Source organism: Scandinavium sp. (assembly GCF_032012665.1).
GTDB lineage: Bacteria > Pseudomonadota > Gammaproteobacteria > Enterobacterales > Enterobacteriaceae > Scandinavium.
Map to the genome: position 1 here is coordinate 140,022 of NZ_DALZVG010000006.1, position 12,450 is coordinate 152,471.

Genomic DNA, 12,450 nt, shown 5'->3' on the forward strand with positions numbered 1-12,450 from the left:
TAGCCTTTAAGAAATCATTAAGATTTTCACTGTGTAATGGTCAACGGGCCATCAGGAGAATCATCATGGAAAAGAAAATAGAGACCGTCGTAAACATCATTATTTTTGTTTCCCTGTTTGCGACGGCCTGGGACCTCTCGTTAGTACGCGACTTTAGCTGGTAACCCGTCTTGCAATGATAAACAGGCGCGGGAACGCCAGCAGGATCTGACCGTTTTGTTGACGAGGATAGTGCTCTTCCAGCAGTTGCAGATAGCGCTTCAGAAACGCCTGCTGGCTGACGTTGTCCAGATCCTGCAAATAAGGCCGCAGTCCGGTTGCGCTCAGCCAGTCAATAATTGCCTGATGCGACGCCATCGGATGGAAATAGGTCGTTCGCCAGATATCCACCTCACAGCCGTTACTGCTCAGTAAATCGTAATACGTCTGCACACTCTCAAGCGGAACCCTGCCGCGCGCCGGATGCCCCAGCTCGCTTGCCGTCTGCCGCATCAATGCGTGCGATGGCTCCTGCCAGTTATCCGGCATTTGCACCGCCAGAACACCTTCATCACCGAGCAAAGTGGTCAGGTGCGGGAACAGCGTTGAATGATCGCTCAGCCATTGCAGCGAGGCGTTGGCGTAAAGGACATCCAGAGGCTGCTCTGGCCGCCACTGATTGATATCGGCGTTGACGAACTGGCAGTCCGGGAGTGCCTTTTGCGCTTTTTCCAGCATCGCCGGAGAGTTATCCACGCCGGTTATCACTGCTTCTGGCCAGGCTGCACGCAGCAATTCCGTGCTGTTACCCGGGCCGCAGCCCAAATCCGCCACATATTTTGCCGCGGGTTTAGCAATGCGGGCGAGTAGCTCTGCCGCCGGGCGGGTACGTTCAGATGCAAACTGCAAATACAGAGAGGGATTCCAGTCGGCCATTTTCGTTCCTCGAGGCTTGTTGAGACGAAGCAAATCTTAGACCAGCGATGCTTTAAGATAGCCACAAAGTTTGCAGCACGCCGAAAGAATTCTGACCATTCAGGCGAAAAAACCTGAATCACCCTGTACGTCGACTGAGATCGGGCAAGGCGTGCTGCTTCGTCATTATCCGTTAATAAATGCGCAATAGAGTGGCTGTATTTGTTACCGGAGTGACCCGTTCATGAAAACCGTAAAACTGGCAGAAGCGTCTATCGACAGCAGCGTGCGTCTGCGTGAGTGCCGCATTGGCCAGCAGTGCGAAGTACTGGCGCACAGCGTAATGGAATATGCATCGTTGGGAGATTTTTCGTACGTCGGGGAATATTGCACGATTGCCGATGCGCAGATTGGTCGGTTTGTGGCGATCGCCAACCAGGTGCGTATTGGCGCGCCTAATCATCCGATGCAGCGAGCTTCACAGCACCGTATTACATACTGTCCGGAATACTATTCTCCGGATGCCACGCGCGACCATGATTTCTTCGCGGCACGCCGACAGGACACGGTCGTGATTGGCCACGACGTCTGACTCGGTCATGGGGTCATTGTCCTGCCGGGCGTCACAGTGGGTGAGGGTGCCGTACTTGCGGCGGGAGCCGTAGTAACGAAAGACGTTGCGCCTTACAGCATTGTCGGAGGCGTCCCGGCTAAAGTGCTGCGCATGCGTTTTTCTGAAGAGATCGCTAAGGAGCTGCAGCGTATCGCCTGGTGGGACTGGCCGCTGGAGACAATTATCGGACGACTGAGTGATTTTCAGCAGGATGACGTTTCGCGGTTTTGTGAGAAATATCGCTGAGCGTCAAACAGAAGCGACGGTGAGCCGCAAAACGACTCACCGGTGTGCAGGCCTTAGCCTGGATAGATACCGCGATCTTTACGCGCCAGCAGAATACGCTCACAGGCCACGATATATGCGGCGGTACGCAGGGAGCAGGACTTTTCCGCCGCTTTTTCCCAAACGTGAACCATGGCATCGGTCATGATTTTGTCCATGCGCTCGTTGATCTCTTCTTCACTCCAGAAGAAGCTCGCCATGTCCTGAACCCATTCGAAGTAGCTGACGGTGACGCCGCCGGCGTTACAAACCACGTCCGGTACGACGATAATGCCGCGGCTGGCCAGTACGTCGTCGGCATCCGGGTAGGTCGGGCCGTTTGCGCCTTCGAGGATAAGCTTACATTTCAGTACTTCGGCACGGTGGCGGGTGATCTGACCCTCCAGCGCGGCCGGAATCAAGATATCCATATCCACATCCCAGAAAGCTTCGCTGGCGATGGTGTCCGCGCCCGGGAATCCGGCGATTTGTTTATGCTCAATCTGCCAGGCGGTGAGGGCGTTCATGTCAATACCCGTCGCGTTGAACAGCGTCGCGGTATGGTCCTGAATAGCCACCACGCGAGCACCGGATGCGGCGAACAGACGTGCGGCTTCGCTGCCGACGTTACCGAAACCTTGCACTGCCACGCGAGCGCCTTCTACCGGAATATTGGCACGACGCGCCACTTCACGACCGCTGATCCATACGCCACGGCCGGTGGCTTTTTCACGTCCCAGCGAGCCGCCGAGGTGAATCGGTTTGCCCGTTACAACGCCGGTAATGGTGGTGCCGTGGTTCATGGAATAGGTATCCATCATCCACGCCATAACCTTGCCGTTGGTGCCGACGTCCGGCGCAGGAATATCTTTTTGCGGCCCAATAATGATGCCGATTTCGCTGGTATAGCGGCGGGTCAGACGCTCCAGTTCACCTTCAGAGAGCTTGAACGGGTCGACGCGAATACCGCCCTTTGCGCCGCCGTAGGGCAGGTTCAGCGCCGCACATTTAATGGTCATCCAGGCAGAGAGCGCCATTACTTCGTTCAGATCCACATCCGGGTGGTAGCGAACACCGCCTTTGCCCGGGCCGCGGGAGAGGTTGTGCTGCACGCGATAACCTTCAAAGTGACGGATGGTGCCATCGTCCATCTGAACAGGAATATCCACAATCAGGGCGCGCTTCGGATGACGAAGCGTATCAACCCAGCGGGAAAGTTCGCCGAGGTGAGGGGCAACGCGCTCGATTTGTTGCAGGTAGGTATTCCAGGCAGATGTGTTGCTATCTGAAGCGTAAGATAACTTATCCATGATGAACCTTAGTTTTGTAAGTAATATGTTCTTAATTAGCCGTGGAGCATAGTGTTACTCACTATGTGAGTATAAATTTAACACTTTTTTAAAATTTAGCATCAGGCGAAACGCGGAAATGAGAGGGAGTGGAATTAATTTTTGACAGAGGAATTGAATAGTTATCCAGCCTGAAAAGGCGTTATAGCCCCTTTTCAGGCCCAAATTCATTCACTTTAAGTGCATAATAAGCGCTGGCGGCTATTTACCAGAAGTATGACGCACCTCAAAAAGTAAATATAATGATAATTAACTGTGTTGACTTTGTTTCACGATCGACGAAGAGCCTGACGCCGCTTCAGCAGCAGCACGGTATCAAGAATCTTACCCGTTTCACCAGCAGGCCCGGTCGCCAGCCGTTCAATATTTCCGACAAAAACCGATTCCCATTCCCCGGCGTCAAGCTGCAGTTCCGCCAGTGCTTCTTCAGGTGTGGGGAAGGGCGTATGACGATGGTCGGACCATGTTGCCGCCGAACCGTGAGAGGTGATGAGCAATGAACCCCCTTGTGCCACAAGGGCTGCGGCCTTTCTCAGCACCTGCGGACGGCCAAAGTCGACGGGGGATTCAAGAAACGAGGCGGTGACGAGATCATATTCTCCCTCTGGAAAAGTTTGTGAAAGATCGTGTTGTTCGAAGCGGATGCGCCCGGCGACGTCATTTCGACGAGCATTGTCGGCGGCATAGGCCAGCGCCTGTTGGGCAATATCGACCGCTTTTACCTGCCACCCTTGCTTTGCAAGCCAGACAGCATCATCGCCACGGGCGCAGCCTAATTCCAGCGCACGGCCTGCGGGGAGATGCTCAGTGAAACGCACCAGCACCGTTCCGGGTTTGCCGCTGGAATGCGGGGAAGCGCTGGCGTAGCGATCGTCCCAGAACCGGGCTGAGGTAAGTGATTGAGTCATGACGTTCTCCAATGGCAGAATGATTATTTCACGTGACTTATAAAATCACATGACTTCAGAGCTTGTCAATCTCACGTATCATTGTAAGATACATGAAACGTTAACCGGAGGGACTGACCATGCGTCAGGACAACAAACTTTCACGCATGCTGCACGTTCTGCTGCACATGGCCAGAAACAACGAAGCGTACACTTCAGAACAGATCGCAATGATGCTCGGCAGCAACAGCGCGGTTGTCAGGCGCACCCTGGCAGGCCTGCGCGATGCGGGTTTTGTCGCGTCGGAAAAGGGGCATCATGGCGGCTGGCGAATTGCCCGCGATCTCAGCGAGATAACACTACTGGATATTTATCAGGGGGTCGGCATAAAGCAGCTTTTTGCCATCGGCCGTGGAGACGAACACCCGAACTGCGCCGTCGAAGCGGCGGTAAATGAAGAGTTGGGCAGCGTGCTGGCAGAGGCAGAACAGAAGCTACTGACGAAGTTCGGCGAAATTACCCTGGCGAACCTGGCTGAACGCTTTGATAAGCGTGCAGCATCAGAGTTCGCAGAGTGATTCAGGCGTAAGGCGTCCCAGCCAGAGCCGCTTTTTGTCCGGCGGCGCCTTTGTCTATCAGAGCCAGAAACGTGGCGGCGGCCTGTTCTGCATCTCGGCTTTCGCCGTACTCTGTATGGGCACGAGTCAGCGCCACGCTCCACGTTGCCAGCAGCAGGGCGGCGGCCAGCTGCGCGTCGGGGTCAGTTTCGTCCCGGCCTGCTCCGCGAGCCAGCTCTGCGGCAATGCCGTTCGCCACCTCATCTCGAATGGCCCTTGCTCTGGCTTTCAGGGTTTCGCTGGCGGTAATAATGGCAATAAACCCCTGGCTGTCTTCAGAGAATTGCAGGTAAGGGCGCTTTTCGGCGACCAGACGGTGTGCCAGCAGGCGCAGCGATTCCAGCGGCGATTCTGCCGGTTTTCGCTGATGCAGCGCTTCAGCAAGCGTCGTGCGGATCTCCTCGTCACGGTCGAAAAACATATCTTCTTTACGCGGGAAATGGTTAAACACCGTCATGCGTCCGACGTCGGCCGCGGAGGCGATCTGGTCGATGGTGACGTTATCGAACCCTTTTTCAGCGAACAGTTGCGTGGCGGCCCAGGAAATAGCCCGACGGGTTTCCAGGCGTTTTCTGGCGCGACGATCGGCGAGGTCACTCATCTTTTCTCCTTTTATTAAGCGACAGGGGCAGATTCCGCAGGTGGAGCCTTGCGGGTGCCAAGAATAATCAGCGGTACAGCCAGCGCATACACGCCGACCACGGAAAGCCAGATAGCGCCCGGCCAGCTCTGCTGAACCAGGTAGTAAATACCTGAAAAACCGAGCGGGGCGACGATCGACGCCAGGCTGATAGCCGATCCTAACACGCCCTGGAATTGCCCCTGGCGATTTACGTCGACCTGACGAGTCGCGAGCGCCTGCAGCGCCGGTGTGCCAATCCCGCCAAGCGCAAACAGCGGCATAATGGCAAACACAATCCAGCTTTGCTGCGCGAAGGCAAGAATGGTCAGCGCTACGCAGGAACAGGCAACCCCAACGAGCACGGCACCGCGCTCCCCGAAAAGGCGGGCCGCAGGGCCGGGCAGAAAGGCCTGCACCAGCGCCTGACAGAGCCCAAAGGCACACAGCGACAGGCCAATCCACATGCCGTTCCACTGGAACGTGTCGGTTCCCCAAAGCGCCCAGCAAATGCCGTACACTTCGCCAATACCGCTCAGAATGAAAAACACGGCGACAAGAGGCAACAGCTTGCGCATCGAGAACGCCCAGCGCAGTGGTTTCAGCGGGTTGAATGCCGCCAGATGAAGGCTATGATGCGTCGGGGTGCGCGACTCCGGCAGAATGAACAGCGCCATCAGCAGATTCACGCCCGTCAGCACGGCGGCGACCAGAAACGGCAAGCGGATCCAGATATCCCCCAAAATTCCGCCCAGCACCGGACCGATAATAAAACCGACGCCAAACATGGCATTGAACAAACCAAAGCGGCGAGCGCGTTTGTCCGGGGGAGTAATATCTGTGATGTAGGCTGTGGCAACGGACATATTGGCGCTGGTGAGACCGGCGATGGCACGCCCGATAAACAAAATCCACAGCTGCGGCGAGAAGGCCAGAATCAGGTAGTTCACCGCGGCACCTGCCAGCGAAACCAGCAGGACTGGGCGGCGCCCGTGATTGTCGCTCAATGCACCGAGCACCGGCGCGAAAATAAACTGCATCACGGCGTAAAGCGCCGTCATAATGCCCATCCAGGGCGCAATGTTGCTGGCATGCACCACATCTTCCAGCAGGCGGGGAAGGATCGGAATGATGAGGCCAATGCCGACCGCATCAAGACAGATTGTTGTGAAGATAACAATCAAAGATTTATTCATAGGTGTCCCGAAAGAAGTAAGAAAGTATACTCAGAACAAAAATGTACCCAGTACAATTTAATTCTGTGCGATCGTTGACCGCTTGTCAACGCCAGTCTGAAAAGGGCAAACAATGGAACGCGATCATCCGTCTGCGGAAAACATCATCGCGCTGTACCACGAAGGGGCGGAAGCCTGGGACAGCGTGCGAAAGGGGAACTGTATCGAGCTGGCGTGGCTCGAACGCTACCGTGCCTTGCTGCCGGCAAAAGCACACATTCTGGATTTGGGCTGCGGCGGTGGCGATCCGATTGCCGGATATTTCGTGCAGCACGGCTATCACGTCTGTGGCGTCGACAGCTCAGCGCCGCTGCTTGCACTCTGCCAGCAGCGTTTTCCCGATGCCGAGTGGCATCTGGCGGATATGCGGCGTATTGCATTGCGTAAAACGTTCGGCGGCATTCTCGCCTGGGACAGCTTTTTCCATCTGACGCGCCGCGATCAGCGCCACATGTTTTCCGTTTTTCACCATCACAGCGAACAGGAAACGGTGCTGATGTTTACTTCCGGACCCGACAACGGCGAAGCTATCGGCGAATTTATGGGGCAACCTCTTTATCATGCGAGTCTCGATCACGATGAGTACCGGCAGCTGCTGGCAGATAATGGCTTTCGCGTTTTGAGGCAGGTAACGGAGGATCCTGACTGCGGTGGGCGGACGGTTTGGCTGGCGCAAAGAGAGAAGTGAGGCTGCCCCGAATATTTCCTGGGCAGGCTCGTTAACGCCTGGGAGGTTTTATCGTGTCAGGACAGGCCACTGCCAGGATCGAAAAGTACGCCAGCACGGTTTTTTGCTTTTGTTGGTCAAAGGCATTGCTTATTCATTTGCGGGCTATGTATATTTCAAATGAATAAAAACCAGAGAAAACAATATGAGCAAGAGCAACCACCTCGCAGACCGTATCCAGCAGCTTCAGCCTTCCGCCATCCGTGAATTACTCAAACACAGCAAAATGCCGGGTGTCATTTCCCTGGCGGGCGGTATCCCCTCAGGCGAATTATTCGATAAAGAAGGGCTGGCAAGCGCCACTCAGCGCGTGCTTGATGAAAGCTTCGCCGACGCCTTCCAGTATGGCCTGACCGAAGGCAACGTTGGGCTTCGTGAGCAGCTGGTCGGGCTGTGCAAAGCGCGTGGAATGACAACTTCGGTAGACCAGCTATTGATCACTTCCGGCTCGCAGCAGGCGCTGGATCTGCTTATTCGTGCGCTGGCAAATCCGGGTGATGTGTTCGTGGTTGAGCGCCCTACGTATCTGGCTACTTTGCAAATTTTAAGTCTGACAGACGCCACCGTTCAGTCGGTTGGCAGCGATGCCGACGGCATGATCGTCGATGAACTTGAAGCGCTGCTCAGCACCACGCGTATTAAAGCGGTGTATATCGTCCCCACCTTCGGTAACCCAAGCGGTACAACGTTAAGCGCCGAACGTCGTGAGAAACTGGTTAAACTGGCGGTAAAACACGACTTCGTGATTATTGAAGACGATCCGTACGGCGCCATCAGCTTTACCGAAGAGCGCCAGAAAACCCTGTTCCAGACCGCCGCTGAAATGGGCGATCGTGACAGCGTGGTGTACACCTCAACGTTCTCGAAAATTCTCGCACCGGGCCTGCGCGTGGGCTGGATTATTCTGCCGGAATGGATGAAGCAAAAAGTGGCGATCGTGAAGCAGGCCACCGACCTGCACGCGAACTCCTTCGCTCAGTCTCTGGTCGCGGCGTATCTCTCCACCAACCGACTCGAACCGCAGATCGCACTGATTCGCGAAGCCTACAAGCAGAAGTGCCAGGCGCTTTCCCGCTTCCTGAAGGCGGAGCTCGACGAGCACATCACCTTCAACCAGCCGCAGGGCGGGATGTTCCTGTGGGCGCAGTTCCGTTACGATTTTGACACCACGAAGTGGCTGCAGCAGACGCTGGAAAAAGGCGTTGTGTATGTACCGGGTGAATTTTTCTTCAGCGATCGTGCCGACAAGAAAACGCTGCGTTTCTCCTACGCAACCGCGACTGAAGAACAACTGTTTGAGGCAGTACAGCGTTTGAAATCGGCGCTGTAATCCCGATTGTCGTGTGGCCTGACTTTGTAGGTCGGGCCCGCGTCAGCGCCACCCGGCAAGATTTAGCCCATCTCACAGGCATTAACCCGCATCCAGTCGGCCAGTGAATCCAGCGTCGGACGCAGTGATTTTCCAAGCGTTGTTATCTGATATTCCACTCGCGGCGGGACCTCCGCATAAACCTGCCGATGAACCAGACCTCGCGCTTCAAACTGGCGCAGCTGTCTGGTGAGTTCTTTCTGAGTGATAGGCTCAACGGCACGCTGCAATTCGCTGAAGCGGACCGGTCTATCAATCATGATCAGACGATACAGGATTGGGATAGCCCACTTTCCGGCGATGAGGTTCACAAAACTCACCATCGGACATGCCTGTTCTGTACCAGGCATAAGAGAAATTTTTTTTGTCATTCAAACTCCCGCTATTCGGCAATGCATTCCACGATGCGCCTTAGTATCCAAAAGGTGCCTACTACCCAAAGGATACTATAGCGGAAATAATGCCTTCACCAATACAAAGTGAGAGAGGCAGCAATGGGCAGACTCAGCGGCAAATATGCATTAATCACTGGCGGCTCCAGCGGAATCGGGCTGGAAACCGCGCGGCAGTTTCTGGCCGAGGGCGCAAAAGTGGCGATTACCGGTCGCAGTGAAACGGCACTGGAGGAAATACGACAGCAGCTTGGCGATGTGCTTGTTTTTCAGAGCGATGCGGGGAATGTCTTTCAGCAGCAGGAACTGATTAAAACATTACAGGCGCAGTGGCCGAGGCTGGATATTCTTTTCGCCAACGCTGGAGACGTCACGCATCGCAGCCTGGAGGAGTGGGATGAGGCCGCCTATGAGCGACTGATGAATACGAACTTCAAAGGGCCACTTTTCCTCATTCAGTCGGCATTGCCTCTGCTGGCGAACCCGTCGTCGGTGATTGTTTGTGGCTCGGTCAGCGCCCGAATTGGGCTACCGCAGAGCAGCGTCTATGCGGCGAGTAAAGCGGCTATTCTGTCGCTGGCGCGTACGCTCTCGGCAGAGTTACATCCGCGTGGCATTCGCGTCAATGGCTTAAGCCCGGGTCCAACGGAAACGCCGGCGCTGGGGAAACTCGGCAACGGCGTGGAAGATGACAAACTACGCGAAGAAATCCGTTCACTGGTCCCGATTGGGCGGCTCGGCACCGCTACGGAAATGGCGAAGGCGGCCGTGTTTCTGGCATCTGATGAGTCGGCATATGTGGTCGGTACCGATTTACTGGTCGATGGTGGAGTAGGGAATTTGTAAGCCCATCGGCTATGCCCGCCAGTTATCACAAAAAAGTGATTATTTGGCGAGGATCCCGTAATCACTCTGCGGCTACAGTCAGGGCATCAACATCCCGTTGTCCTGACTGAGGCCTTTACCATGCTGGTTATTATCCTTGCTTATCTCGGCGGTCTGCTGACCATTGCCAGCCCGTGCATCCTGCCGGTGTTACCTTTTGTTTTCGCGCGCTCGGACCAGCCTTTTGTCCGTTCCGGGCTTCCGCTGCTGCTTGGCATGGCGCTGACGTTTACGCTGTTTGCTACGCTTGCAGCCGTGGGCGGTGGATGGGTTGTCGCCGCCAATCAGTACGGGCGAATAGCCGCCCTGGTGCTGATGGCCGTATTTGGCGTGACGCTGCTGTTTCCGCAGCTCGGCGAACGGCTGATGCACCCACTGGTCAACGCCGGTAATTCTCTCTCTGAAAAAATTGCCGCCAACCGCTCTGCGGGGCCGGGCAGCTCGCTGCTGTTAGGCGTGGCGACCGGGCTGCTGTGGGCGCCTTGCGCCGGGCCGATTCTGGGACTGGTGTTAACAGGCGCCGCGCTTCAGGGAGCCAACGCCGGTTCAACGCTGTTGTTGCTGGCTTACGCCGCAGGTGCCGTCACCTCGCTGGCGCTGGCATTGCTGATTGGCGGCAAAGTGTTCAGCGCAATGAAACGCTCGCTGGGGGTTGGTGAATGGCTCCGCCGTGGGCTTGGAGCGGCAATGTTACTCGGTGTGGCGGCGATTTCACTCGGTCTTGATACTGGCGTGCTGGCGAGGCTGTCTACCGTGTCCACAGGCGGTATTGAGCAGACGTTGGTCGAAAAGCTGAAGCCACAGAGCACTCTTTCCCCGGCCGCGCCGCCGGTTTCGCTGGCAGCCGCCAGTTCCGATTCGCCGCAGTTGATTGATGCTGGCATGATGCCGCCACTGAGCGGAGCCGTGCAGTGGCTCAACTCACCGCCGCTGACGTCGGAATCGCTGCGGGGCAAAGTGGTATTGGTGGATTTCTGGACATACTCCTGCATCAACTGTCTGCGTACGCTGCCTTATGTTAAAGCCTGGGCTGAAAAGTATCGCGACCAGGGCCTGGTGGTGATTGGCGTGCATTCTCCTGAGTTTGCCTTTGAACGCGATATCAGCAACGTGACGAAAGAGGCCAAAAAGCTCGGCGTGACGTATCCGATTGCCATTGATAACAACTTCAGCATCTGGCAGGCGTTTAACAACCAGTACTGGCCTGCGCACTACTTTATCGACGCCAACGGGCATGTCCGCTATATGCATTTTGGTGAGGGAAACTATGCCGAATCGGAACGCGTCATTCAGGAACTGCTGCGCCAGGCTGGAGCAAAGAACGTTAACGATAATATCGCAAACGTAGCGGGTAAAGGCGTGGAGCAGGCGGCGAGCGGGATGAATGACATTTCGCCCGAAACGTATCTTGGCTATCAGCGCGCGGAAAATTTTGCCTCCGGCAGCGTAAGCGAGGATGAACCGGCGGATTATCACAAGCCGGTAGCTTTACCCCTGAACGCATGGGGATTGGAAGGGCGCTGGACCATCGGCGGAGAACACATCACGCTCGATGGCGAGAAAGGCAGGATTGTGTATCAGTTCCGGGGGCGCGATCTGCATCTGGTTTTAGGCCCGGGAGACAACGGTCAGCCCATTAATTTTACGGTAATGCTGGATGGTAAAGCACCTGGCTCGCAGCACGGCAGCGACATTGCCCCGGATGGCCGCGGCACGGTTTCCGATCAGCGTCTGTATCAGCTGATTCGCCAGACCGACGGCGAAGGCGAGCACACCTTCAGCATTGAGTTCGACAAGCCTGGGGTGACAGCTTTCGCCTTCACGTTCGGTTGAGAAGGAGGGGAAAATGATGAACCTGAAAAGCTTTATCGTCGCCGCAGCAGTGTTGACCACTACCGTATTATTCCAGAGCGCGGGCTGGTCACAAACGAAGGCTATCCCGTTACCTGCACAGGATGAAGCGCCCGTTAAATCAGGTAATGAAACTGCCGTCTTCGCGGGTGGCTGTTTCTGGGGCGTACAGGGCGTGTTCCAGCACGTAAAAGGCGTGACTAATGCCGTGTCAGGCTATGCGGGTGGCAAAGCGCGAACGGCCAACTATCCGACCGTCAGCACGGGTATGACGGGCCATGCTGAATCCGTCAGCGTCACCTACGATCCAACGAAGGTGACCTATGGCCAACTGTTGCAGATTTTCTTTTCGGTGACACATGACCCGACCGAGCTGAATAAGCAAGGGCCGGACTATGGCACTCAGTATCGCAGCGCGCTGTTTGTTCAGAATCCGGAGCAGGAGAAAGTGGCGAAGGCTTACATCGCACAGCTCAACGCCGGGCACTATTTCCCCGCGCCCATCGTGACACGCATTGAGGCGAAGGCAACCTTTTATCCGGCAGAAAAATATCACCAGAATTTCCTTCACGACAATCCTGATTATCCATACATCGTCATCAACGATCTGCCCAAAGTACAGCAGCTAAAAGCAGCTTTCCCTGCGCTCTGGCAATCGGATCCGACCCTGGTCAAAGAGTAGGGGTGAAGCCACGAAAACGGTTTATAAAATTCTGGAAGACGAAAAGGTCGTATAAAACGACCTTTC

13 protein-coding genes and 1 pseudogene are annotated in these 12,450 nt (G+C 55.6%); 8 read left to right on the forward strand and 6 right to left on the reverse strand.

Features of this window, described 5'->3' with window-relative positions:
- Nucleotides 1-153: 153 nt before the first annotated feature.
- Nucleotides 154-915 (reverse strand): trans-aconitate 2-methyltransferase, encoded by a 762-nt coding sequence (tam, locus tag RTU33_RS07785; RefSeq protein WP_312626438.1) that lies wholly within the window; start codon nt 913-915, stop codon nt 154-156.
- 223 nt (nt 916-1,138) lie between these two features.
- On the opposite strand from tam, the gene RTU33_RS21855 reads away from it, so the two are divergent.
- Together RTU33_RS21855 and RTU33_RS21860 are read left to right on the forward strand one after the other, a co-directional pair.
- A complete protein-coding gene (locus RTU33_RS21855; RefSeq protein ID WP_409438229.1) occupies nt 1,139-1,486 on the forward strand; it encodes a hypothetical protein in 348 nt (115 codons plus the stop codon).
- An 18-nt stretch (nt 1,487-1,504) separates the two neighbouring features.
- Nucleotides 1,505-1,753 (forward strand): annotated as a pseudogene (locus tag RTU33_RS21860) (acetyltransferase); the annotation flags it as partial.
- Between the two features lie 53 nt (nt 1,754-1,806).
- On the opposite strand, the gene RTU33_RS07795 reads toward RTU33_RS21860, so the two are convergent.
- Nucleotides 1,807-3,081, reverse strand: coding sequence for a Glu/Leu/Phe/Val dehydrogenase (locus RTU33_RS07795; RefSeq protein WP_312626439.1), 1,275 nt, complete (start codon nt 3,079-3,081; stop codon nt 1,807-1,809).
- 308 nt (nt 3,082-3,389) lie between these two features.
- Nucleotides 3,390-4,028 (reverse strand): class I SAM-dependent methyltransferase, encoded by a 639-nt coding sequence (locus tag RTU33_RS07800; protein WP_312626441.1) that lies wholly within the window; start codon nt 4,026-4,028, stop codon nt 3,390-3,392.
- A gap of 119 nt (nt 4,029-4,147) precedes the next feature.
- On the opposite strand from RTU33_RS07800, the gene RTU33_RS07805 reads away from it, so the two are divergent.
- On the forward strand, nt 4,148-4,585 hold the full coding sequence (locus RTU33_RS07805) for an Rrf2 family transcriptional regulator (protein ID WP_312626442.1): 438 nt from the start codon (nt 4,148-4,150) through the stop codon (nt 4,583-4,585).
- Nucleotide 4,586: 1 nt separating this feature from the next.
- Here the strand turns inward: RTU33_RS07805 and RTU33_RS07810 are convergent, their stop codons facing one another.
- Nucleotides 4,587-5,225, reverse strand: a complete 639-nt coding sequence (locus tag RTU33_RS07810) for a TetR/AcrR family transcriptional regulator (protein WP_312626444.1) — start codon at nt 5,223-5,225, stop codon at nt 4,587-4,589.
- Between the two features lie 14 nt (nt 5,226-5,239).
- Nucleotides 5,240-6,439, reverse strand: coding sequence for a TCR/Tet family MFS transporter (locus RTU33_RS07815; protein WP_312626446.1), 1,200 nt, complete (start codon nt 6,437-6,439; stop codon nt 5,240-5,242).
- Between the two features lie 112 nt (nt 6,440-6,551).
- On the opposite strand from RTU33_RS07815, the gene RTU33_RS07820 reads away from it, so the two are divergent.
- Both RTU33_RS07820 and RTU33_RS07825 read left to right on the forward strand, forming a co-directional pair.
- Nucleotides 6,552-7,166, forward strand: coding sequence for a class I SAM-dependent methyltransferase (locus RTU33_RS07820; RefSeq protein ID WP_312626448.1), 615 nt, complete (start codon nt 6,552-6,554; stop codon nt 7,164-7,166).
- 184 nt (nt 7,167-7,350) lie between these two features.
- Nucleotides 7,351-8,535: a PLP-dependent aminotransferase family protein gene (locus RTU33_RS07825; protein ID WP_312626449.1), complete on the forward strand. Its 1,185-nt coding sequence runs from the start codon at nt 7,351-7,353 to the stop codon at nt 8,533-8,535.
- A 62-nt stretch (nt 8,536-8,597) separates the two neighbouring features.
- Here RTU33_RS07825 and RTU33_RS07830 read toward each other — a convergent pair whose 3' ends face one another.
- Nucleotides 8,598-8,945, reverse strand: a complete 348-nt coding sequence (locus RTU33_RS07830; protein ID WP_312626450.1) for a helix-turn-helix domain-containing protein — start codon at nt 8,943-8,945, stop codon at nt 8,598-8,600.
- A 123-nt stretch (nt 8,946-9,068) separates the two neighbouring features.
- Here RTU33_RS07830 and RTU33_RS07835 point away from each other — a divergent pair, with 123 nt between their 5' ends.
- The 3 genes from RTU33_RS07835 to msrA all read left to right on the forward strand — a co-directional run bounded on the left by RTU33_RS07835 (nt 9,069) and on the right by msrA (nt 12,384).
- A complete protein-coding gene (locus RTU33_RS07835) occupies nt 9,069-9,812 on the forward strand; it encodes an SDR family oxidoreductase (RefSeq protein ID WP_312626451.1) in 744 nt (247 codons plus the stop codon).
- A gap of 120 nt (nt 9,813-9,932) precedes the next feature.
- Nucleotides 9,933-11,684 carry a cytochrome c biogenesis protein DipZ gene (locus tag RTU33_RS07840; protein WP_312626453.1) on the forward strand — a complete coding sequence of 584 codons (1,752 nt, stop codon included), beginning with the start codon at nt 9,933-9,935 and terminating at the stop codon, nt 11,682-11,684.
- Between the two features lie 13 nt (nt 11,685-11,697).
- The gene (msrA, locus tag RTU33_RS07845) at nt 11,698-12,384 is read left to right on the forward strand and encodes a peptide-methionine (S)-S-oxide reductase MsrA (RefSeq protein WP_312626455.1); all 687 of its coding nucleotides are present in this window, start codon (nt 11,698-11,700) and stop codon (nt 12,382-12,384) included.
- Nucleotides 12,385-12,450 lie beyond the last annotated feature (66 nt).

Coding starts and splice junctions, on each gene's coding strand:
- RTU33_RS07830 (WP_312626450.1), bottom strand. CDS start 8,945: ATGACAAAAAAAATTTCTCTTATGCCTGGTACAGAACAGGCATGTCCG.
- RTU33_RS07835 (WP_312626451.1), top strand. CDS start 9,069: ATGGGCAGACTCAGCGGCAAATATGCATTAATCACTGGCGGCTCCAGC.
- RTU33_RS07815 (WP_312626446.1), bottom strand. CDS start 6,439: ATGAATAAATCTTTGATTGTTATCTTCACAACAATCTGTCTTGATGCG.
- RTU33_RS07820 (WP_312626448.1), top strand. CDS start 6,552: ATGGAACGCGATCATCCGTCTGCGGAAAACATCATCGCGCTGTACCAC.
- RTU33_RS07840 (WP_312626453.1), top strand. CDS start 9,933: ATGCTGGTTATTATCCTTGCTTATCTCGGCGGTCTGCTGACCATTGCC.
- msrA (WP_312626455.1), top strand. CDS start 11,698: ATGATGAACCTGAAAAGCTTTATCGTCGCCGCAGCAGTGTTGACCACT.
- RTU33_RS21855 (WP_409438229.1), top strand. CDS start 1,139: ATGAAAACCGTAAAACTGGCAGAAGCGTCTATCGACAGCAGCGTGCGT.
- RTU33_RS07800 (WP_312626441.1), bottom strand. CDS start 4,028: ATGACTCAATCACTTACCTCAGCCCGGTTCTGGGACGATCGCTACGCC.
- RTU33_RS07810 (WP_312626444.1), bottom strand. CDS start 5,225: ATGAGTGACCTCGCCGATCGTCGCGCCAGAAAACGCCTGGAAACCCGT.
- RTU33_RS07795 (WP_312626439.1), bottom strand. CDS start 3,081: ATGGATAAGTTATCTTACGCTTCAGATAGCAACACATCTGCCTGGAAT.
- RTU33_RS07805 (WP_312626442.1), top strand. CDS start 4,148: ATGCGTCAGGACAACAAACTTTCACGCATGCTGCACGTTCTGCTGCAC.
- RTU33_RS07825 (WP_312626449.1), top strand. CDS start 7,351: ATGAGCAAGAGCAACCACCTCGCAGACCGTATCCAGCAGCTTCAGCCT.
- tam (WP_312626438.1), bottom strand. CDS start 915: ATGGCCGACTGGAATCCCTCTCTGTATTTGCAGTTTGCATCTGAACGT.